This window comes from Arthrobacter sp. B055-34 (assembly GCF_059090425.1).
In genome coordinates this window covers 166,291-188,096 of the sequence record NZ_JBNHFQ010000010.1, presented here as the reverse complement: position 1 = coordinate 188,096, position 21,806 = coordinate 166,291, and the positions used below count along the sequence as shown (strand labels likewise).

The following is a 21,806-nucleotide window of genomic DNA, read 5'->3' as shown; positions in this document are numbered from 1 at the left end:
CGCGAACATCCAGTCGACCCTCCCGACAACGGTGCCTGTTACCGCTCCCATGCCTTCAGAGACGCCCTCGGCGGTGACATCAAGCACAAGCGCACCCGCCCCCTACCGTCCCCAGACCAACGGCAAAGTCGAACGCTTCAACCGCACCATGCTCGAGGAATGGGCCTACGCGAAGCCCTATGCTTCAGAAGCCGAGCGCGTCGCAGCGTTCCCGGCCTGGCTCCATCGATAGAATCACCATCGAGGCCACACCTCACTCAAAGGTCAGACACCCGCCAGCCGCGTACCCAACCTCTCTGGGGAATACACCTAGGCATCGATCACCATATCGGTGCGCGCGGTCGAACAGCAGGGCAGGAACTTGCCAGCATCGATTTCCCGTGCCCGGATACCGCCCTGGTGGTTCATCTCGACCTCCCCTGAAAGTTTGACGACCTTGCAGGAGCCGCACATGCCTTCCTTGCAGTTCGCACCGATCCTGACGCCCGCACGCTGGGCCACCCCGAGGATGTGTTCGTCAGGGTCAATCCGAACATTGATGCCGGTACGCATGAAGGACAGGGTCAGGCTTCCCGTTCCCACAGTGTCAAAACTCGACGCATCAGAGGAACCGGGCTCCTCTTCTACACCCGAACTGCCGTCTTCAGAACCGGGTGCATCCGGGTCGACGATTTCTAGCGGCATCCCCGTGGCCTTCAGGGTTCCCTCGGCGTCGTAGCCTGGCTCGTAGATCCCGAACTCCGTGGGCTGGCTGTCATAGTAGTCTTGCGCGGAATCTTCAATTTCCTCCGCGATTTCCTCGGCAATGTCCGCTGCAAGCGCGAGCTCTGCTTGGTATTCAAGGAGCGTCTGGCGATCTCCCGAGAAGAATTCCATGTGAATGGAGGTGTCGTCGACGCCGACCTTCTTGAGGAGTTCGGTGGCGGTGTTCAGGTATCCCTCGGGGCCGCAGGCATAGACCTGGCGGCCGTTGGCATCGGGGGCAACCTCGTCGAGCATGGCCGCCGTCAGCCTTCCGGTGAGCCATTCCCACCCCTCGGGTATGCTGCGGTCGCCCAGAGAGTAGAAGACCTTGACGCGCGAGTCCACTGAGGCGATGTAGGCCAGCTCCTGGTGAAAGGCATAGCCTCCGGCCTCCGCTCCGTGGTAGAGCATCACAACATCCACCTGTCCGGGCAGGGAGTGGATGGTCCGCACCATCGACATGATGGGGGTGATGCCTGCGCCGGCGGCCAGCAAGAGGTACCGTGCCCGGCGGTCAGCATCAGGCAGGTGGAATGCCCCGACCGGTCCGAGCATCTCCAGGACGGTGCCGGGTTTGACGTTCTCGTGCACCCACGGTGAGACCAGTCCAGTGTGGTCGCGTTTGACTGTGATGTTGAAGGTCCACGGCTGGGTGGGCGAACTGGACAGCGAGTAGCTGCGGTCCACCGGATCCTGGTCCCCGCCGTTCACGGGAAAGGCGACGTTCACGTACTGGCCCGCACGGAACGCCAGGGGCGCACCGTCGCAGCGCCGGAACACGAAGGTCATCATGCCGCCGACCTCGGGAACGACCTCGACACATTCCGCCATGAACTCCTGCGGGTGCCAGGGGCCCAATGCGTGGGCGGCGCGGGCGGGTCCCTCGGTGCTGCCCATCACCCTGTTCCACGGCATCTCAAGACCGCGGATGCGGTGCGGTTCCTGGATAGCCCTCTCGGTGAGGAGTTCAATCATGCCAGGTGCTCCTGCACACGCTGCACGTACCAGTTGATGAACGCCTCGACCTGGTATTCGCTCTTCATGTACGGGCCGGGCTCGTAGGCGGGGCTGCTGGCGCCCTTCTGGCACAGCTCCACGAACGCCTTGTCCTGCAGATTTGTCTGCTTCCAAGTGTAGGTGAGTTTCTCCAGATCGTAGTCGACGCCTTCCGCGGCGTCGTCAGCCACCAGCCAGGTGGTGCGTACCAGTGTCTGGTGTTCGTTAACGGGGAAGACGGCGAACGTGATGACGTGGTCCCCTTGGAAATGGAACCAACTGTTGGGCTGCAGGTGCATCGAGCAGCGGCCAAGGCGGAAGTCCCGCAAGTCGCCGAGCAGCTTCTTGGAGAGCCTGCGCCCATCGGGCGAGAACGACTCCCCTTCACCATCGAGCGATTCCCGTGAGATGCGGATACCGGCGATGCGCGTGTCGAGCTCCTCGACGACCTCATAGGGAAGGCCATAGCGGCGGCAACGCTCCTCGAGCGAGGACTGCGCCTCCTTGTTACGGTCCCACACTTCCTCAAGATGGGCCGGGATCAGGCCCTCCGTCAGGCCCCAGGTGGGAAAGAGGGAACAGGCGAGTTCCGGGTGGCCGTCGCAGTGGTAGCACTCACGGTTGTTTTCCATGACGAGCTTCCAGTTGCCCTCCTCGACGATGTTCTGCTGATAGGCAATTTTCGCCTTCGACAGATCGTGGGGTGCGAGGTAAGGCTCGAAAATCTTAGAGGTTTCGTCGAAATCCGTCGGCGGTTCGTCCGCAATGCAGACGAAGATGAGTCCGGCTACCACGCGGCTGTGGGCACGCTTGAGGCCGAAGCATCCCTTGTCGAACTTCGTTTCCCCCGGCGCCGAGGCATGGATCAGGTTGCCCTCCGGGGAGTAGGTCCAGGAGTGGTAGCCGCATACCAGGTTTCCGGTTGACCCCGCGGGTTCGGTCAGGACGCGGGCGCCGCGGTGGCGGCACACGTTATGCAGGACGTTCACGCCGCCGTCGTCGTTGCGCAGCACGATCAGTGAGTAGGGCCCGTAGTCGACGGTGACGTAGTCGCCCGGCTCTGGGAGCTCGGCGATGCTGGCGGCAAAGATCCAGTGCTGGCCAAAAATGGCCTGCATGTCGATGTTGAAAATCGTCGGATCAGTGTAGAAGGGGGCATCGAGGGAATATCCCACGCGCCGGGAATCGAACAACTCGGTGATTTCCGCCAGCTGCTCGGCAGGCAATGATGAAGCGAGTTTTCCGCGTGAGTTGAGAGCCACGTTCACTGGAGCTGACATTTTTTTCTCCCGGGAGGACTGGAAGTGTGCGATTGGTGGGGATTACGAAGTTAGTGGGGACTGCCGGTGTTGCGGAGATGTTGTAGTCACGAGATTAGGGAGGACCGATGAGCAATCGGGGTCTACCGTAGATGGCAAATAATGAGCAGGCGGCCGGTGAAGCCTGGAGGACGGGCTGCTTAGCCACCGAAACATCAACCAAGGATGCTCCCACCACCGCAAGCGTCTCCATGTTTCGCCCTTCATATGCGTACTACGCAACGACAACCATAATACGCAACAGTGTGACGTTTCCCACGCTAGCTGTCAAGCTGTTAAAGATGCGGCTCGGGGCCATATGAATGGACCTTTATTTCGACTTGTGCAGCACATAGCCCGCTCGATTCCTGGGTGCTCGTAAGTGGACAGCGTCTGGGCTACTTCTTCCGGTGTAACGATGGCAGCCGGGGCCATCTGGATGCCATTGTCAATGATGAACGGCAGGGGCCCAGCCGCAGCAGTTTGATCTTGAGTTTGTCCATGTATTCGGGCTTGGCGGGTGTCCGGGTGCTGCGGTCCTGGGCGAGTTCCAGCGCGCAGGCTCCGGCCACCGCTTCCCCGGACTTTTCCTGACCGCCGATTCATGCTCCCAGTATTCACGAGCTTGACATCACTCTGTGGCATGGCTCACCGTTGTCTAGGGCGAAGCGTGTTGCGTTAGACGCAACTCCCCCTTCGAACCGCCAGCTCAGGTCAGGAGCATGATGAAGACCCTTGCCATTGTCGGTTCGTTCCTTGCGGACGTCTCTTCTGGTCCGCCCAGTGCGGCGTCGTCATCCAGTTCAGCGGCCACGCCGAGCTGGCCCACCGGATCGAGATCGAGGCAGACGACGCCGAGGGCCACAGCTTCCTGGCCGTCTACTACCGCGGGGACGACCCCTTGGGCTGCTCAACAGCGCTCAGGCGAGGCTCTTCGCGAAGCGGCGCCGCGACGTCGACCTTTCCCCCTTTCATCCCCACCCGAATAGGAGAAGAAATGACCACTGCACCTGGGAAAACCGAGGCCGCCAAAGGCGGAGGGCAGATCCTCGACAGCTTCATTGCGACCCTGCCGGGCTCGGCACATGTCGAACCTCCTGCCTGGCATCACAGTGGACGGCCGCGCTTGAACAGGAGCAAAAACCATGAGTGCTGAACCTGGACAGGAAGTGGCCGAGCCCAACACCCATGGAGCGGCCTCCAGCCGCACCCACATCACGTTCCGAAAGCGCCGACTAAGGGTGGGCGACGTCAACGTTGTGGACAAGTCCATGCTGCGCCGGGCGGTCGGGGGAACCGTCGTCGGCAACACGATGGAGTGGTACGACGTGGGCATCTTCGGCTACCTCATCACCACGATGGGCCCGGTCTTCCTGCCCGAGGCGGACAAAGTGGTCCAGACCCTCTTCCTGCTCGGGACCTTTGCCGCGACGTTCGTTGCCCGGCCCATCGGAGGCATCTTCTTTGGATGGCTCGGCGACCGGGTCGGCCGGCAAAGGGTCCTCGTTGCCACGCTCACGATGATGACCGCCGCGACGTTCTTCCTCGGCCTCCTGCCGGGCTATGCGACGATCGGAGTTTGGGCCGCGGTGCTGCTGGTCGCAGTCAAGCTCCTCCAGGGTTTCTCGGCGGGCGGCGAGTACGCCGGGGCCACGACGTTCGTGAGCGAGTACGCCGCGGACAAGCGCCGAGGCTACTTCACGAGCTTCCTCGACATGGGCTCCTACCTGGGATTCGCGGCGGGTGCCGCCTTCGTCTCGATCCTCCAGCTCACGCTCGGCCAGGCTGCAATGGAAGAGTTCGGCTGGCGCATCCCGTTCCTCGTGGGGGGACTGTTGGGAGCGATTGCCATCTACTTCCGCCTTCGGATCGAGGAGAGCCCTACCTTCCAGGCCGCCCTCGACACCCAGGCGCGGCTAGCGAACGAGCGCATCGCCAAGGATGAGACCGCGGCGAGGGGGCTGCTCGCCGTCCTGGGCTCCAACTGGAAGCCGATCCTCGTTGCCATCACCGTCGTGGCGGCCGCGAACACTGTCGGCTACGCGCTGACGTCCTACATGCCCACCTACCTGACGGAGTCAAAAGGCTACGACGAGGTCCACGGGACCCTCCTGACCATCCCGATCCTCGTTGCCATGAGCCTGTGCATCCCGTTCGCAGGCAGGCTCTCTGACCGGATCGGGCGCCGACCCGCCCTGTGGATCGGCGCCCTAAGCACGGTCGTCCTCGCGATGCCGGCCTTCCTGCTGGTGGGGATCGGCACCGTTCCAGCCACGCTCACGGGGCTCGCGATGCTGGCGTTCCCCGTGGCGTTCTACGTGCCCATCCTCGCCTCGACACTGCCGGCCCAGTTTCCGACCGGCTGCCGGTACTTCAGCATGGGCATCGCGTACAACGTTGCTGTGGCGGTCTTCGGCGGCACGACCCCGCTGATAATTGATGTCCTAATCCAGTCCACGGGCGACGACATGATGCCGGCATACTACCTCATGGGCACCTCGCTGGTCGGTGCCGTCGCAGTGCTATTCCTACGTGAATCGGCAGGGCGAAACCTACCCGGGTCGATGCCGAGCGTCGATACCCTCGACGAGGCACGCGCCATCGTCGCTCATCAGGAGGACGACCCGCACATCGATCTCGAGAGCATGCCGCTCACCAACGTTCCCGTCGCCGTGAGGCACGACGGCGCGACGGAGCAGCTGCCGCTGGACGACCCGAACGCCCTCAAAGCGGCGCAACGGGAGGGGGTGGACCTCGAAGCGACCCTGCTCGAGGCACAATCGTGCGAAGAGCAGCCCGTGGCCTCCGGGCTATCAGGGGCGGCCCGAGCCCCAGGGAACCATCGGGCCGATTCGCACACCATATGAAGGACCGCACCCCTCACCCGCCCTTGTGGCAGGTGATGCCCACTTAACTGGCCGGATTCACACCCGGGAATTGGACAACGCATGGACGTAATCTTCACCAGTACCCTCGTCCCAGGGTAGCCCTGAACATTCAACCTGTATTCGCAGGTCATCAATACGCCGGGTCACCAGTAAGGGCCCTTCAGCGGATCAGTTGCTGATTGCTCATCATCTGATCACGGACCTGTTCCAGCCGCTGCTCGTCGATGCGCACGCTCTGTATTCGCTTCCACAGTGAGGCACCTTGGCGTAGTTTGCGGATCATTGCGCTCACCTCCTTTTGGGCCAGGTAGTTGGGCATGGTGTTTTCAGCGCGTGCAGACTCGGTGGCGGTGACATCGTCGTCGGCGGTAGGTCCGAACGCGCTTGTTCCGTCCAGGTCCCGCAGGCTGCCGGCGGTGATCAGCTCACCGCGGCCCGCATTTTGCCCGTCGGACCGTGAATTCCCCGGTGACATTGCGATCGGTTCTGCAGACAGGACAACCTGCGGCTCTGCGGATTCCTGCTTTTGTTCAGGCGGCCGGAGTGACCTTTCCGGAGCGGGTAAAACAGCTGAATCCAGCGGTTTCATGAGTGCTTCCTCTTTCGATGGGTTATCAACCGGGACTGACCGTCAAAGGGACTCGTGATCCTGACACGTGTCCTTAAACAGCCAGAACGTTTTGACGATGCAGGGTTTTTCAGGATGCAGACAGCAGCGGGCTGTGCCAGTGCGACATTTACTGCGAAGGTGCTCATGGCGAAGGTCCTCAACGATTGACGTGAGGCCTCCGCGCGAAGGAGCGGTAGAAATACGGTGGTTCTTAGGGAAAGCGGCTTAAGACAGAAACCGGCCCAAGAAGCTGAAATCTAGTGCGCAGAAATGGCGGAGGCGGGGCGGACTTTGGCGGTAAATACGCCGCCGAGCGTCTTGAAAATATTCACGGAACCCACCTCCCTTTCATCTAGTGCGCCAATAGAGACAATGCCCGACATAAGCTCGTGATTGAGAAATATCAATCGGACTCGTTTAACATACCCACGAACGGACTGCTTTGACCAGCGTGTTTGGGAACTTTCTTGAGAAACTTCTTCTACAGCGGCGTGTTTCCTTCAACACGCCGGCGAATAACGACGGCGGGGCTCACCAGAGACGCTAATGGCTAGAAAATATGTCGCAAGATGGACTCTCACCGGTTGACCCATTAATAGACTGGCCGCAGAGGCAGGCCACGTCGCGCGATGGAGCAGAATCAGGATGAATAATGTAGTCCCCCACAACACCGCTCCCGATCCCCAACTCACCGCCTCGCGCCTCGTTGAACTGGATGCGCTGAGGGCCTTCGCCCTGTTGGGTATCCTCTGTGTCAATATCTGGTTCTTTGCAGATCCCTTTGGCATGACCGGCAACTCCAATCCGGATTTTCAGTCTGCGCAGGATGTGGCCGTCAGGTTTGCCGTCAGCGTTTTCTTCGAAGCCAAGTTCTACATCCTGTTCTCGTTCCTCTTCGGCTACAGCTTTGTGCTCCAGTGGGCCTCCGCGGTTTCCGCCGGCCAGTCCGAGGTGCCCCGCACGCTGCGCCGCACTGCAGGCCTAGTCATCATCGGCCTCTTCCACGGGCTGTTCCTGTTCCACGGCGACATCCTGCTGACGTACGGACTCGTAGGCCTCGTCCTGCTGGGCACCCGGATGATCTCCGCCCGGGCCGCCGCTGTTGCCGCCGGCATACTCATCGGAGCCATGGGACTGATCATTCTGCTGCTGGGTTTGCTGACCGCAGCGGTGGAGCCGACACTCGGAGAGGCCGACCTCCAAACAGTGCCCCCTGCGTTCGACCTCGCCGGAAGCCCTGCGGCCGTTCTTGCCCAGAACATCTCGCTGTATCCGATGACGCTGGTCAACGCCCTGTTCCTGCAGGGGCCGATCGCGCTCGGTGCGTTCTACGCTGGACTGGCGTGCGCGAAGAACAGGCTCATTGAGCAAGGACTCTCGCGGCGCACGCTGATGATGGTGGTCTGCATCGCCCTCCCGATCGGGCTGGCCGCGGCCCTGCTGCAGGGTTACCTGGTCAACTATGTTGGCGGAATCGGGCTGCAAGTCGTCGGCCTGGGCATATCGACCCTGACCGGGCCACTGCTGACGGCTGGCTATGTGGGACTATTGCTCCTGCTGTTCCGCACCCGGCTCGGCCGGGTGGTGCGCAACGCGCTGGCACCCGCGGGCCAGCTGGCCCTCTCCAACTACCTTGGCCAGTCGGTCCTGATGCTTCTGCTCTTTACCGGGTTCGGCCTCTCGCTGACCAACCAGGTGCCGCCCCTCGTCGTGCTCGGCATTGCCGCCCTGATCTTCCTGGCGCAGCTGCTGCTCAGTTACTGGTGGGTGAAAAAGTTCCGCTACGGCCCGATGGAAGCCCTGCTGCGGGCCGCAACGTACTGGCGGAAACCGACACTGGGTTCGGCGCCTAAATATTCCAGCCAGTGACCGCCGGCGTCTTCTTATCCCAACCTAGATTGCACACTGCCGCTGTTTCGAGGACGAAGCGCCGACCCTCGATCGGCTCCAGCTGGAGCCAGCGAGCGGCGAGGACGCGCAGGAAATGCCCGTGTGCCACCAGCAGCACGTTTCTTTGCCGAAACGACGGCGAATTCTGCTGGCTCCCGGAAAACGGGGCAGCATCAGGAGTGTCTAGCACTTTGGCTATGACGTGGTCGGCCCGGTCCGACACCTGCTGCAGTGTCTCTCCGCGCACCACCCCGTGGGTCCAGATCAGGTAGGAAGGATCCTTCTTTCGGATGTCGACGCTGCGCTGGCCTTCGTAGTCACCGTAGTCCCACTCGTGGGCATAGGGGACCACTTCGGCATCGGGAAAGCCAGCCAGTTCCGCGGTTCTTCTCGCCCGCTTCAACGGGGACGTCAGTACCGACGAGAAGTTGATACCTGACAGTTTGCGACCAGCGGCTACAGCCTGCTGTACGCCATCCTCAGTCAGCTCCAGGTCCGTCAGGCCCGTGTACTGATGGTTTTTCGACCATACGGTCTCGCCGTGGCGCACTAGCCAAAGCTTAGGGAAGTCATGAGCCTCAGCAGCTTCAATCATGACAGGCCCTTTGCTGAAGCAGTACCAGTAGCCTCAGTCGTTTTGGTGCTGTCGCTGGATGCCTCGGGCTGCTCCGCCCACCAGGCCCGTAGCTTCTGTTCCGCAACCTCGTCATCCTGCGGGCCGTTCTCCAGCCGCTCCTCCAGCAGGAACTTGTAGGCGCGGCCCACCACCGGCCCCGGCTTGATGCCCAGCAACGCCATGATCTGCTGGCCGTCCAGATCCGGACGGACCGCGTTCATCTGTTCCTGTTCACGCAGGTCGGCGATGCGCTGTTCAAGGTCGTCGTAGGCGAACGCCAGCCGTTCCGCCTTGCGCCGGTTCCGCGTAGTGACGTCCGATCGGGTCAGCCTGTGCAGCCGCTCGAGCAGGGGGCCGGCATCGTTGACGTACCGGCGCACGGCCGAATCGGTCCAGCCTGCCTCGCCGTAGCCATAAAAGCGCATGTGCAGTTCCACCAGGCGCGCCACGGCCTTGATGGTGTCGTTGTCGAAGCGCAGCTTCTTCATCCGCTTGGCCACCAGCTTGGCCCCGACCACTTCATGGTGACGGAAACTGACCGCGCCGGAAGGTTCGAACCGGCGCGTAGCCGGTTTGCCGACGTCGTGCATCAGGGCAGCAAAACGCAAGACAAAATCCGGAGCCGGCACCGCGCCGTCGTCGTCGGTTTCCAGTTCGCACGCCTGCGCCAGCACGGTCAGCGAGTGCTGGTAGACGTCCTTGTGCCGGTGGTGCTCATCGATTTCCAGTTTCAGCGCCGAGACCTCGGGCAGCACGTATTCGGCCAGGCCGGTTTCCACCATCAGATCGATGCCGGTCCGCGGGTCCTTGCCGTTGATCAGCTTGGTCAGCTCATCGCGCACGCGCTCGGCGGAAATGATCTCGATCCGCTCGGCCATGTCCGTCATCGCCGCGGCCACCTCGTCCGCCACCGTGACATTGAGCTGGGAGGCGAAGCGGGCGGCGCGCATCATGCGCAGCGGATCATCGGAGAACGACGCCGAAGGCTCACCGGGGGTGCGCACCACCCCTGCGTGCAGGTCCTTGACGCCGCCGTAGGGATCGACCAGTTCCAGCGATGGCAGGCGTAGCGCCATGGCGTTCATGGTGAAGTCGCGACGGAAAAGGTCATCCTCGAGCGACTTGCCGAAGGCGACCACAGGCTTGCGGGAATCCGGATCGTAGGCCTCGGCACGGTACGTGGTGATCTCGATTGTGTGCTCGCCCTTGCGCAGGCCGATGGTGCCGAAGGCCCGGCCGATTTCCCAGAAATTGTCGCACCACTTGCGGATGACGGCGATGGTGGCATCCGGATCCGCGTCAGTGGTGAAGTCCAGGTCCGGCGACACGCGGCCCAGAAAGAGATCCCGCACCGGCCCGCCGACCAGGGAGAGCTCGTGCCCGGCGTCAACAAAAAGCTGACCCAGTTCTACAACAACTTCGGGCAACGGCGGGGCGGACGTCTCGGGATTACTTGCCGAGCCAAAAAGGTGAACCATAGTGATTTAAGGGTGCCAGAAACACGCGGGCGATGTTTAACAATCTCCGCGCCATGTCCTGCGGGCACAGCACTCGATTAAAAATCGTTAGAGTGGACTGCATGGCACATCCGGTCCCGAGCGCTCCGAAGCGCACTCCACTGACAGCGTCAGTGGGCAGTGCCGCGCCCGGGCACCATTCCCTGCCCACCGTGGAGGAAGTTTCGGCCGGCGGCGTCGTGGTGGACACTTCCACCAAGGAATTCCGCGTTGCCATCATTGCCCGCTTCAACCGCGGCGGTCGGCTCGAGTGGTGCCTGCCCAAGGGCCACCCGGAGGGCGAAGAGACCAATGCCGAAGCCGCGATCCGCGAGATCGAGGAAGAAACCGGCATCCAGGGCGACGTGCTGGCCACCCTCGGCAGCATCGATTACTGGTTCACGGTCAGCGGCCACCGCGTGCACAAGACGGTCCACCACTTCCTGCTCAAGGCCACCGGCGGCGAGCTGACCATCGAAAACGATCCGGACCACGAGGCCGTGGATGTCGCCTGGATCCCGCTGGCGGAGCTCGGCCGGAAGCTGTCCTTCCCGAACGAGCGACGGATCGTGGACCTGGCCCGCGAAGTCCTGCCGGAGTACCTCTAAGCGATAAGCACGACGACGGCGCTGTCAGGCCCCGAAGAAGCCGTGACATCTCACGTCATCGCCCCAATGATCGCGCGGTGACTGCCCCGTGACACTCCGATGACCGGCCGATCACACTTCGATGGTTGCCGAGTGACGATGCGATGCCTGCCCAATGACACTTGGGTTGTTCCCCAGTGACACGGGGCGGTCCTCCACACCATCCCCCCACCGCCGCGTTGCTGGACGTTCGCTGAACAGATCCTGCCCCGCCAAGTGAGACGATAGACAGCGATGTCTGACATGGAAACACAAAGCACAGCGCGCGCCAGCGCCGTCATGGCCGCGGGGACCCTGGTCTCGCGCGTCCTCGGGTTCGTGCGCACGTCGCTGCTCGCCGTCGCCATCGGTGCCAACACCACCATGGGCGACATCTTCGAAAAAGCGAACACCATCCCGAACATCATCTACCTGCTGCTGGCCGGCGGGGTGTTCAACGTGGTGCTGGTTCCGCAGATCATCAAGGCCAGCAAGAACAACGACGGCGGGGCCGACTACATCTCGCGCCTGCTGTCCCTGACGCTGCTGGTGCTGGCCGCCATCACGCTGGTTGTGACGGCGCTTGCCGGGCCGATCATCCGCCTGCTCACCCGGGACTGGACGCAAGGCATGCTCGAGCTGGGCACCATCTTCGCGCTCTGGTGCCTGCCGCAGATCTTCTTCTACGGGCTCTACGCCGTGGTCGGCCAGGTCCTCAACGCCAAGAGCCGCTTCGGCTGGTACATGTGGGCGCCCGTGGTGAACAACGTGGTGGCCATCGGTGTATTGGTCCTCTACATCGTGCTGTTCGGGTCTTTCTCGCGCGCCACCGACAGCCCCGAGGCCTGGACCTCGGAGCAGACGCTGCTGCTGGCAGGCGGCACCACCCTGGGCATCGTCCTGCAGGGCCTGGTGCTGCTTTGGCCGCTGAGCCGGCTGGGGCTCGGCCTGAAGCTGAAGTTCGGCTGGCGCGGCATCGGCCTCGGCCGGGCGGGCAAGGTGGCCGGCTGGACGCTGGGCACCATGGTGGTGGGCAACTCCGCGTACCTGCTGTACGGCACCATCGCCTCCAGCGCCACCGCCGGTCGCCAGGAAGTCGAGGGCTCCGGGGCCGGGGTTGCCGGCGAGTACGCCCTTAATACTGCGACCCTGATCGCGATGCTGCCGCACTCCGTCGTCGTACTTTCAATCGCCACGGTGCTGTTCAATCAGCTCTCGCGTTCCCAAGCCCACGGGCAGCTGGAAGAAGTCCGGCAGACCGTGAACTCGGGCCTGCGGACCATCGGCGTTGCCACCATGTTCGGCGCCGCCGTGATGGTGGTGCTGGCCGGGCCGCTGGCGCGGTTGTTCGCCGGCTCCGGCCCAACTGCCCCCGCTTCGGCCGCGGCGATGGGCCAGCTGCTGGCCGTCCTCGGGGCCGCGATGCCGTTCATGAGCATCTATTTCTTCCTCGGCCGCGTGTTCTACGCCGAAGAGGACGCCAAGACGCCGCTGGTCATGCAGTCCATCCTGTCCGGCACCTGCGTGGTCATCGCGCTGGTCATGGCACAGCTCATGCCCGCCACCGAGATAGTGTTCGGCCTGGCCGTGCTGTTCGCCGTCTTCCACATCCTGTCGGCGCTGCTGGCGCACTTCTTCACCGTCCGGCGGGTGGGCGATTACGGCGCCGGCCAGGTCGCGGAGAGCTACATCCGCATCGGCTACGCCGCCCTCGGCGCCAGTCTCGCCGGCGCGGCCGCGCTGTGGCTGTTCGGCGGGTACCAGCCCGGCGGTTTCGCCATGGTTTCGATCTTCAGCGCCATCGTCACCATCGCCGTCTGCGGCATCGTCATGGCGCTGGCCTACCTGCTCCTGCTCAAGGCCCTGCGGGTGGCCGAACTCCACGATTTCCTGCAACCAATCCTCAGCCGGCTACCGGGGCGCGGTTAACAGAACCGCAAGCCATCCGGTGCCAACCGGTAGCATGTAAACCAAACGTCCAGGGCGCCCAAACGCCCAACTATTCCGCCTGGAGGAACACGTGCCGCAACCAGTAGATGTGGGGACCTTGCTCGGCGGCCGCTACAAGGTCACCGCGCAGATCCTCGCGTCCGCCGAACAGGACCTGGTGCTCAACGGCGTGGACCAGGTCCTCAACCGACCGGTCAGCATCCTCGTCGCCGCGCCGGAGAATGCCAGCCAGGCTGCCATGAGCGCCCGCGAGATCGCCACGGGCGAGCGTGCCGGCAGCGTGCAGGTCTTGGACCTCGGCATCACGGACGGCTACACATACCTCATTACCAACCAGGCCGAGGCGGCGGACCTCCTGGACCTGGTCATCCAGCAGGATGCCGCTCCCTATGTCGAGCCCTTCTTCACGGACACCCTCGGCTCGGAGATCTTCGGCCAGGCCCGCTCGCGCGAGCCGGAAACCTATGACGAGGATGACTACTACGAGGAAGAGTACGACGACGAGCCGCGCACCAGCCTCCGCGACCGCCTGAACAAGCTGGACCTGCCCAAAATCGGCCGTTCAAACAACGACGGCGGCGCCAAGCCCTTGTTCAGCCGTCGTCCGGGTGCCGGTACAGGGGCCGGTGCCGGAGCCGCAGGCGCGGCAGCCGGCGCAGCTGCAGCAGGTCATGCGGGAACCGGTACGACCGATGACCGCACAACCCACTTTGAGCGTCCCCCGGCAGACAGCTCCGTGCGTGCAGGCAGCGTCCCCCCGCCGCCCCAGTCGCCGCCGCAGTTCTTCGACGACAACAACCACCCGGTTACCGCACCGGTGGACCAGCCGCGGAGGGAACACCGGGAAAACGGCGGAGCCCCGAAGGTCAGCCTCTGGTCGGACAACGATTACTACGAGGATCGGCCGCAAACCTCCTATCAGCCCGCCGCTGAACCTGCCGCACCGGCCCCGCCGGCCCGCGATGCCCGTTCGGAGGAAGACGAGTACGTCCGCGCTGCCTCGATGTTCCCCGCCGGGGCGCGCGGCAATTCGAGGTCGCGCGAAGAAGACTACGAGTACGACGAGTACGACGACGACGAGAACAACAGCCCGAAAACCTCGCGGCTGCTGATCGGCGGCTTGCTTGCCGTTCTGCTGATTATCGCCGTCGTCATTGCGGTCAACCAGCTGAATCTGTTCCGCGGCGGCCCCGTTGCAGGCGAGAATGCCGAAGAGAACAATTCCGCGCCGGCTGCTCCGGGTGAGACGGGCGCCGCAGAGAGTGCTCCCGCCGAAGATGCCGTAGTGGAGCCCGTAATTGCCGGCCTGGAACGGCTCGTGCCCGATATGCCTAGTCTCGACGCGGAAAACGACGGAAGTCTGCCGGAGGCCATCGACGGAAACCCTGCAACGTACTGGACCAGTTTCCAGTATCAGTCGGACCAGTTCGGCGGTTATGCCTCCAACATGGCCCTGGTTGTCGAGCTCGAGGAGTCCTCGAGCATCAGCACCATCGAGATGACGCAGCTCAGTGGCAGCGGCGGCAACTTCTCGGTCATGCTCAACGATTCCCCGTCGCTGGAGGGTGCCCGGCAGGTTGCCCAGGGCAGCTTCACCGCCCAGAAGACCACTATCCCGGTTCCGGAAGATGAAGGCGCCGCGCCGAAGGCGGAGTACGTCATCATCAACTTCACCCAATTGCCCAGGCTTTCCAATCCCCAGGGCGGTCCGCCCTTCGGTATTCGTATGGCGGAGATCGAAGTTTCGTGATCGCCTGCAGCCGTGCCGGGTGCCCCGCGGCGTCCACCACGGAATAAGCTTGGCACTCCGCTCGTTGTGACAGTTGGCTAGACCCGGTCAGGACCGGCCGCTATCCGGGCATGACACCGTAAAAACAGGAAGAGGTTCACACGCAGTGAGCACAGATACCACCACGTCCGTGCGGGACGTCATCATCGTCGGCTCCGGCCCTGCCGGTTACACGGCAGCTGTCTACACGGCGCGTGCCAACCTGAAGCCGCTGCTGATCGCCAGTTCCGTACAGGCCGGCGGTGAACTCATGAACACTACCGACGTCGAAAACTACCCAGGCTTCCCCGAAGGCATCATGGGGCCGGATCTCATGGACACCTTCCAGAAACAGGCCGAGCGGTTCGGTACGGAAATCCTGTTTGAGGACGTCACCGACCTGGATCTCGATGGCCCCATCAAGAAGGTCACCATCGGCACGGGCGAGACGTTCACCGCGAAGTCCGTCATCATCTCCACCGGCTCCGCCTACCGCGAGCTGGGCCTGGAAGATGAGAAGCGACTGGCGGGACGCGGGATCAGCTGGTGCGCAACCTGCGACGGCTTCTTCTTCAAGGACCAGGACATCGCCGTCGTTGGCGGTGGGGACTCCGCCATGGAGGAAGCGCTCTTCCTGACCAAATTCGCAAAGTCGGTCACGGTCGTCCATCGTCGGGACAGCCTGCGCGCCTCGAAGATTATGCAGGACCGGGCACTGAACCACGAGAAGATCAAGTTCCAGTGGAACTCTGCAGTCACCGGTATCGATGGTACCGACAAGGTGACCGCACTCAGGCTTACGGACACTGTTGACGGGACCGAGAGCGTGCTGCCCGTGACCGGTGTGTTCGTGGCCATCGGCAATGATCCCCGAGTGGATCTCGTCAAGGGCAAACTGGACTTGACGGCCGAAGGCACCATCGCCGTTGACGGTCGGTCCTCCCGGACGTCTGTCGCAGGCGTCTTCGCGGCCGGCGACGTCATTGACCCGACCTACCGTCAAGCCATCACCGCTTCCGGCTCCGGTTGCGTCGCAGCCATCGACGTCGAGCACTACCTCGCTTCCCTTGAGGATGCCGAAATTCCGGTAGCCGAGCCGGCAACCGTCTAGTCCAACTGTTCAGAAGGAGAATTATTATGAGCAACGCTAAAGATGTCACGGACGCCAGTTTCGACGCTGACGTCCTCAAGTCCGACAAGCCCGTCATCGTCGACTTCTGGGCCGAATGGTGCGGCCCCTGCCGTATGCTGACGCCCATTCTGGACGATATTGCCGCAGAGCATGCCGGCAAGGTCGAGGTCGTCAAGCTGAATGTGGATGACAACCCTGCTACCGCCGCTCAGTACGGCATTACGTCCATCCCCGCCGTCTACGTCTTCAAAGACGGCAAGGTGGCCGCCACCTCAATCGGCGCCAAGCCGAAGCAGGTTATCGAAAAGGAATTCGCTGAGTTCCTCGGCTAGAAATTATGGATAACGACGCTGCAGACCAGAGTCTGCGCCGTTCGGATACCAGCCGGCGCGTGGTGGCCCTGAGAGAAAGGCTGCTGCGCGCCGGCATTTCCATGGCGTATCTGGCACCGGATCAGGTCAACGACCCGACGGTTTTCGACGACCATGTCGATGCTGCCGTCCGCACGTTCCAGCAGAACCGCGGACTTATGGTGGATGGCGTCGCAGGTCCAGAAACACTAAGGGCATTGGGCGAAGCCCAATACAACCTGGGCGACAGACCCATGTTCTGGCAACAGGGTCTCGACTACACGCGGGGAGACGATGTATCGGAGCTCCAACGCCAGTTGTCCTATCTCGGATTCTATTACGGCCACATAGACGGCGAATTCGGCCAACGTACTCATCTCGCCGTACGGGAACTCCAGCAGAACCTTGGTCTTGAACCCACCGGCGTAGCGGATGCCCCACTCATCGGCGCGATGGCACGCGTGAACCGCAGCATTAGTCCGAGCCAAGCCTTCTCGCTCAGGGACTATGAACGGCTGAACCAAGCTTCCGCAGCGCTCAAGGGCCGCGTTGTTTGTCTGACCGCCGGTAGCGGGACCTCCTTCCAATCCCCCGTAGCCGACAAGGCAAGCGGTCGTCCTTTGACCGAGAGACTGGTCGCATCCGACGTGATGCGTCGAGTTGAGAGCATCCTGTCCGGCCTCGGGGCAGAAGTAACTGTGGTGGCTGCAGAGCCCGAGAAGGCGGTGGACAACCGTGTCCAGTTGATTCGACAGGCATCTCCTAGTTTGAGCATTTCAATCAACTGCGATTCACTTGATCAACCGCTGGCTAATGGCGTCTCTGCCTTTTATTGGGGCAAACCGGAAACCGGAGAAATTCGTTCTCCAATCGGTCACCGGGCCGCGGAACTGATCCTGAAGGAAGTTCTTGCCAGGACAACGGCAACCGACTTGGGGATCCACGGACGCAGCTGGGACATCTTGCGACTGACAAGCATCCCGTCGATCCAACTCGATATCGGTTATCTCAGCAATCCTGATGAAGCAGGGAGACTAGCCGACCCTGTGTTCCGTCAGGTGCTCGCTGATGCCATCGTTATAGCTATCCAGCGGCTCTACCTGCTGGAAGAAGATGACGAACCGACAGGTACCTTGGCACTCGATGACGTGCTGCGGTTCAACCCTGAACTCTGAATCGGCGTTTCACGTGAAACGCTGCCGTGGCAATAGCGCGCCCATGCACTCTTCCCTAAGTGTATCGATCGGATTCCCGGCATCGTGCGTTGACTCAGCGCTGAGGTCGCCCTTGCCGGTATCAGTTGCCTCTCCAGCTCATATCCCTGAAGGGGTGCCCTCGCGTAATCAGGCCTATGACCAGAAGCTCAACCCACTAAGGGCCCGGGTAAGTGCTCCGGATTGCCCTGTAATTCGTGAGTGGGGGTGCGGACCATTTAGGAGTAGGCCGTGACAAATGCATGTCTCTCAACCCTCGGCGTCTGCAGGGCAGGGGGGAACTGTAGTAGTCCGTTCTGATGATCAACTCATTCGAGGGACTATTGGAACCGGCGGTACACCTTGGTACTGCTATTCCATCGACCCGGTACCGGTCTGGTCATGCCGTTGGCCGCTCCCGATCGCGATCACCAAGAAGTCTTGTAGGACTAGTAATCGCTAAACCAGTTGCCTCGGACTATTCCTGATAACTGCTTGAGTCGACACGACTCCAGGCTGCTCCGGCGACGCATATCATTTTCTCTAAGGCCGATCATTCGGACCCGGTGGGCCACCAATTCAGGATGCTGCCGGCGAATTGACCTGAAAGGGATCCGATCCACAATACGGGACCGATCGGTGCCCACGGAAGGTCCGTAACTTCATGTGTCCAGAGGGGTAAGGAGCGCGTTGAAACTGCCTGCGTCGAAGTGAAGCCACAGCCGCAGGCTTTCGGCCTTGCCCTTGTTTCCAGACCCGCCAGCCGAGGTCCGGCCACGACGCGGGACCGAATAAACGGAAAGCAGCCAGGTCTGTCGCCTCATAATCCCGGGGAGAGCACCGAGATCCCAGGGCCTCCCTGCATCCTCGAGCGACGGCGTTTCGGCTGGCCATGAATGGGCAGCCCAAATGGACGTGAGAGCACAAACGGCCAGAGTCTATTGGCCGTCTATGGGCAGTTTCTATTGGCCGCCAACAAAAGGTCACTGCTGGGATTCGGGGCAATGCTTCAGATGAGGAAGACTCCGACGATGACCATACCGACATCGCTTGGCTGTAAGGAATGTTGACGTCCGATCACCGCGTGATGTCCTACTCTACGAAGGAAGAGCCTGCAGAGAAAGATAGCTGCGGTACCAATTCCGGACAATATCGTACCGTTCTAGATGCCTCCGATACCTACAGGCCCTTTCACCCAGGGTAATCGGCTCATACTCGGGAAACGGCGTCCGGCAACCAACGACGCGATCAGTGCTTCCAGTAGCTGTTTTTGCCGGTGTATGCTTGCCGCGTCGCCACACACAATGAGGACTGGAAGTAGCGGGTGTCCGTTGCTCATCGAAGTTCCACGTGAAACGGAACAGATTCGCAACGATGCCTATGTCATCGACAGCAAGGCAGACATGCGAAATTTGCTGGTAGTGGTCGGTAGGGCAGCCAGACGCGGCCGCGAAACTTCTCCGCTTGTCCACTTAACCGTAGGACGTTCACGGTGGAGACTTCTCGATGATCAGTGAGGAACCGGCGTTAACCAGCAGTGTTGGCGGCCGGCTCGCGCAACCCGCTTGGAACGCTCTACTTGCAGCACGGCGACTACACCCCACGGTTGCCTCGCACGCAACCGACAGCTCATCTCCCAGGACCGTCGGCGGAATCAATTTGAACCGCCAGTGCACAGTCTTGACGCTTAGGGCCTTTCCACGTGATCGCCATTGCATGGAGTATCGATCCTGCAGCTAGGAGCCGTCGGACTCCGCATTCAGACGGTTGTCCCAGTGGTCGCCTTTAGATGCGACGACGATTCCACCGCCGAATAGAACCCGCGACTTACTGTCGACGTTTCACGTGGAACTGCTTCCTCTATACGCGACAACATTCTCGTGGGCCCTAGACCCTCCTCGTCATCAGCCGAAAGAGCGCTGACGCAATTTGGTGGCTAGCTTCAGTCTCCGTCCATGCGGCTATCCCGAAAGCACGTACGTTAACGTCCGTAGCCGTCCAACGGGCAAGCGACCTTCTGGCATGATGTCCTGCAATCGCAGGTTTGGGGCAGGTCCATTTAGGGATCTCCGGCAAGCGGAAATCCTGGTTGTCTTGCGGGATAAAGTTTGAGCGGAACCTCGTCCTAACCACAGTTAGGTGTTCATGTGTTGTCACGTTGTGGGAGATTCCGTTTGTGCTCATCGCTTCGATGCTTACTTTCGCCTCGGTTTAGGGGCAACGCGGCGAGGAGTTTCGGGTCGCGAGAACACTCCGCACAGTGTTCCCGGCCTACCTCTCTACAGATGCAAGCCAGACTGCAAAAAGCGGTCCAATAGGGCATGGGGCACGGCAAGCGCAACAGCAATGACAGCTGGAGGTTGGCCTAGAAATTCACTACTCATCCTCTTGGTCTAGCGCGCGGGACCTCCTCCTTCTGTACGACCCGAACTGCAGTTTCGGTCGTTACCGCGGCACATAGGACCGAGCACCCCACAAGTATCGTGTTTGTTCCACGTGAAACGTGGATTGCCCGAAACTTGCATTCCTCATCTACGCTGCATCCAAACGGATTCTCCACGATCTGCGCACTGCAGCGAAGCTGCAGAAGGGACAAGGCGCTACTTCGCGCCACATCAAATGCTGGGTACCAGCTGCCTTGACTTGCCGGTCAGACACAGGCGACACCATACATGTCCGGTCTGCTCTGACGACGTTCCGCGTTAAACCGAGCCAGCGAGTAGGCCGCCTAATACAAGTGGATGCTCATCCTGAATACGCCGCGCTGCCCATATCCACAGCCGTAAACGGCCGTTGCAATTACTGCTACATTTCGAAGGACCTACCCTGCAAGACGGCGTCCACGTTGGGATGGAGGTCGTACCAATCGGTAGCGTTCAGTGAAACAAGCGTGTATGTCGCCAGAGCCTGCCCTGCGGTTCTTCGCTGGCACTGAGCTGGGGACGATAAATAGTCAGTGCCTGGACCACCCGAAATCTTTGGAAGTACCTTCACTACTCTAGGAGATGGGATTCCACAGCACCACGATTGGGATATGGGCCATGCCCTGCCAGCGGTGGCTGCTGCCGCTCATCTTTGACCCTATACCAACGGGCTTTAGACGCGACCCTTTCAGCTATGTGTTCCATGCTCAGCTCGTGAAGCTACATGGATATACCTTCTCCGCCCTGCCAGGATGTCGAATGAAGATAGGGCGCAGGATATTCAGCCGCTTATGATTTGCCGCAGACTTCATGTTCCACGTGAAACTTGTCTAGAATGTCTTCGATCCGAGCGCATGATATCGGCGTAATTCCTTCCTGTCACCTGGACGCATCCAACAAAGCGACCTAGAAGCTGCAAGCAGTCACCCGTTCTGGGGCTCAGCCGCTCAACGTGGATCAGCCCTCCTACCTATGCGGAAAGGTAGGGCTTTAACCATCCGGAAATGCGTGGGCCGACAATTACAGGTGAAACATCGCGCAACTGCTAGTGAGAAGCGGTTCGATGATCCGTAATGGGATGACGAAGGGACTGGAAAAAGATCAATTCAAATCGTCAGCGAGGATCTCGGCACCAATAGGCCCGAGTCCGCACTAGGGAAGACTAAGGCGTTCCACGTGAAACCAACAGGGCGTTTGCCCTACACGCATGACGGCAGGGAGACGCTCCCCGAGTATGGGCCGCATGTGCATCGCATAGACGCCGGCCGGCCTGCGTCATATTTTGATCATCGACGGCCGAGCAGTCGCCGGTTAGTCCAACTCGCTGACTTACTGAGCCAACATAGCCAGGACTACTTGTCAACGCTGCTCCGGCCCCTACCGAACGAGAGCAGTGCGATGTACCACAGAGCTCTAAGCCGCTCGGCCCCAGCCGGGCTCCAAACTGCTCTCTTATGAAACACCCCCAGAGATGTATCTTACAAATCCATCAAGTTGCACAATGGTTTACCGCCAGTCGGTGAGATTTTAGGTGTCTCTCGCTTGGTCATACTGCGGGCGCCCCGCCAGATATCCAGTGTGATAAACGCCTGTGATCGCCCTAAGATTCGGCGGAAACCGTATCCACCACGTTTCACGTGAATTATCTCGACGGTTTCGCTGGGCAGATCCGCAAATAGTTCATCAGGACACATGTTGAACCGTTCCGAAAACGTAGTTACACGATCACTTGGTTGAAGAAACACCAATAGCACCCTGAGACTTTCCGGCGCAAAACGGCGTTAACTTAGTTGGACAGGAACATCCATCCGCGGACAGCCAGCGAG

General features: G+C 61.3%; 14 protein-coding genes and 1 pseudogene. 9 read left to right on the top strand and 6 right to left on the bottom strand.

Features of this window, described 5'->3' with window-relative positions; translation table 11 throughout:
* Positions 1-24 precede the first annotated feature (24 nt).
* Positions 25-313: pseudogene (locus AC5RWO_RS18265) on the top strand (integrase core domain-containing protein); the annotation flags it as partial.
* Here AC5RWO_RS18265 and AC5RWO_RS18260 read toward each other — a convergent pair.
* The 3 genes from AC5RWO_RS18260 to AC5RWO_RS18250 all read right to left on the bottom strand — a co-directional run bounded on the left by AC5RWO_RS18260 (position 310) and on the right by AC5RWO_RS18250 (position 3,903).
* Positions 310-1,719 (bottom strand): ferredoxin reductase, encoded by a 1,410-nt coding sequence (locus tag AC5RWO_RS18260; protein ID WP_498732914.1) that lies wholly within the window; start codon positions 1,717-1,719, stop codon positions 310-312. The pseudogene AC5RWO_RS18265 and the gene AC5RWO_RS18260 overlap by 4 nt on opposite strands.
* Positions 1,716-3,020: an aromatic ring-hydroxylating oxygenase subunit alpha gene (locus AC5RWO_RS18255; RefSeq protein ID WP_498732913.1), complete on the bottom strand. Its 1,305-nt coding sequence runs from the start codon at positions 3,018-3,020 to the stop codon at positions 1,716-1,718. Before AC5RWO_RS18255 ends, AC5RWO_RS18260 begins: the two co-directional genes overlap by 4 nt.
* Positions 3,021-3,747: 727 nt before the next feature.
* A complete protein-coding gene (locus tag AC5RWO_RS18250; RefSeq protein WP_498732912.1) occupies positions 3,748-3,903 on the bottom strand; it encodes a hypothetical protein in 156 nt (51 codons plus the stop codon).
* 280 nt (positions 3,904-4,183) lie between these two features.
* Between AC5RWO_RS18250 and AC5RWO_RS18245 the strand changes: the two genes are divergently transcribed.
* Positions 4,184-5,905 (top strand): MFS transporter, encoded by a 1,722-nt coding sequence (locus AC5RWO_RS18245; RefSeq protein WP_498732911.1) that lies wholly within the window; start codon positions 4,184-4,186, stop codon positions 5,903-5,905.
* A gap of 181 nt (positions 5,906-6,086) precedes the next feature.
* Here the strand turns inward: AC5RWO_RS18245 and AC5RWO_RS18240 are convergent, their stop codons facing one another.
* Positions 6,087-6,515: a hypothetical protein gene (locus AC5RWO_RS18240; protein WP_498732910.1), complete on the bottom strand. Its 429-nt coding sequence runs from the start codon at positions 6,513-6,515 to the stop codon at positions 6,087-6,089.
* Positions 6,516-7,181: 666 nt separating this feature from the next.
* Between AC5RWO_RS18240 and AC5RWO_RS18235 the strand changes: the two genes are divergently transcribed.
* Positions 7,182-8,405, top strand: a complete 1,224-nt coding sequence (locus tag AC5RWO_RS18235) for a DUF418 domain-containing protein (protein WP_498732909.1) — start codon at positions 7,182-7,184, stop codon at positions 8,403-8,405.
* On the opposite strand, the gene AC5RWO_RS18230 is transcribed toward AC5RWO_RS18235, so the two are convergent.
* Both AC5RWO_RS18230 and AC5RWO_RS18225 read right to left on the bottom strand, forming a co-directional pair.
* Positions 8,386-9,021, bottom strand: coding sequence for a histidine phosphatase family protein (locus AC5RWO_RS18230; RefSeq protein ID WP_498732908.1), 636 nt, complete (start codon positions 9,019-9,021; stop codon positions 8,386-8,388). The two genes, AC5RWO_RS18235 and AC5RWO_RS18230, sit on opposite strands and share 20 nt — an antisense overlap.
* Positions 9,018-10,520, bottom strand: a complete 1,503-nt coding sequence (locus AC5RWO_RS18225) for a CCA tRNA nucleotidyltransferase (protein ID WP_498732907.1) — start codon at positions 10,518-10,520, stop codon at positions 9,018-9,020. Before AC5RWO_RS18225 ends, AC5RWO_RS18230 begins: the two co-directional genes overlap by 4 nt.
* Before the next feature lie 101 nt (positions 10,521-10,621).
* Here AC5RWO_RS18225 and AC5RWO_RS18220 point away from each other — a divergent pair, with 101 nt between their 5' ends.
* From AC5RWO_RS18220 to AC5RWO_RS18195, 6 genes are all read left to right on the top strand, one after another.
* Positions 10,622-11,146: an NUDIX hydrolase gene (locus AC5RWO_RS18220; protein WP_498732906.1), complete on the top strand. Its 525-nt coding sequence runs from the start codon at positions 10,622-10,624 to the stop codon at positions 11,144-11,146.
* 282 nt (positions 11,147-11,428) lie between these two features.
* On the top strand, positions 11,429-13,093 hold the full coding sequence (gene murJ, locus AC5RWO_RS18215) for a murein biosynthesis integral membrane protein MurJ (RefSeq protein WP_498732905.1): 1,665 nt from the start codon (positions 11,429-11,431) through the stop codon (positions 13,091-13,093).
* A 91-nt stretch (positions 13,094-13,184) separates the two neighbouring features.
* A complete protein-coding gene (locus tag AC5RWO_RS18210; protein ID WP_498732904.1) occupies positions 13,185-14,864 on the top strand; it encodes an ABC transporter substrate-binding protein in 1,680 nt (559 codons plus the stop codon).
* A gap of 145 nt (positions 14,865-15,009) precedes the next feature.
* The gene (gene trxB, locus AC5RWO_RS18205) at positions 15,010-15,993 is read left to right on the top strand and encodes a thioredoxin-disulfide reductase (protein WP_498732903.1); all 984 of its coding nucleotides are present in this window, start codon (positions 15,010-15,012) and stop codon (positions 15,991-15,993) included.
* A gap of 26 nt (positions 15,994-16,019) precedes the next feature.
* Entirely contained in the window at positions 16,020-16,346 is a 327-nt protein-coding gene (gene trxA / locus AC5RWO_RS18200; RefSeq protein ID WP_074700288.1) for a thioredoxin, read from the top strand.
* A gap of 5 nt (positions 16,347-16,351) precedes the next feature.
* The gene (locus AC5RWO_RS18195) at positions 16,352-17,539 is read left to right on the top strand and encodes a peptidoglycan-binding protein (RefSeq protein WP_498732902.1); all 1,188 of its coding nucleotides are present in this window, start codon (positions 16,352-16,354) and stop codon (positions 17,537-17,539) included.
* Positions 17,540-21,806 lie beyond the last annotated feature (4,267 nt).

Excerpts from the sequence above, each read along its gene's own strand:
- AC5RWO_RS18260 (WP_498732914.1), bottom strand. The coding sequence starts at position 1,719 with ATGATTGAACTCCTCACCGAGAGGGCTATCCAGGAACCGCACCGCATC.
- AC5RWO_RS18255 (WP_498732913.1), bottom strand. The coding sequence starts at position 3,020 with ATGTCAGCTCCAGTGAACGTGGCTCTCAACTCACGCGGAAAACTCGCT.
- AC5RWO_RS18245 (WP_498732911.1), top strand. The coding sequence starts at position 4,184 with ATGAGTGCTGAACCTGGACAGGAAGTGGCCGAGCCCAACACCCATGGA.
- AC5RWO_RS18240 (WP_498732910.1), bottom strand. The coding sequence starts at position 6,515 with ATGAAACCGCTGGATTCAGCTGTTTTACCCGCTCCGGAAAGGTCACTC.
- AC5RWO_RS18235 (WP_498732909.1), top strand. The coding sequence starts at position 7,182 with ATGAATAATGTAGTCCCCCACAACACCGCTCCCGATCCCCAACTCACC.
- AC5RWO_RS18230 (WP_498732908.1), bottom strand. The coding sequence starts at position 9,021 with ATGATTGAAGCTGCTGAGGCTCATGACTTCCCTAAGCTTTGGCTAGTG.
- AC5RWO_RS18225 (WP_498732907.1), bottom strand. The coding sequence starts at position 10,520 with ATGGTTCACCTTTTTGGCTCGGCAAGTAATCCCGAGACGTCCGCCCCG.
- AC5RWO_RS18220 (WP_498732906.1), top strand. The coding sequence starts at position 10,622 with ATGGCACATCCGGTCCCGAGCGCTCCGAAGCGCACTCCACTGACAGCG.
- murJ (WP_498732905.1), top strand. The coding sequence starts at position 11,429 with ATGGAAACACAAAGCACAGCGCGCGCCAGCGCCGTCATGGCCGCGGGG.
- trxA (WP_074700288.1), top strand. The coding sequence starts at position 16,020 with ATGAGCAACGCTAAAGATGTCACGGACGCCAGTTTCGACGCTGACGTC.
- AC5RWO_RS18195 (WP_498732902.1), top strand. The coding sequence starts at position 16,352 with ATGGATAACGACGCTGCAGACCAGAGTCTGCGCCGTTCGGATACCAGC.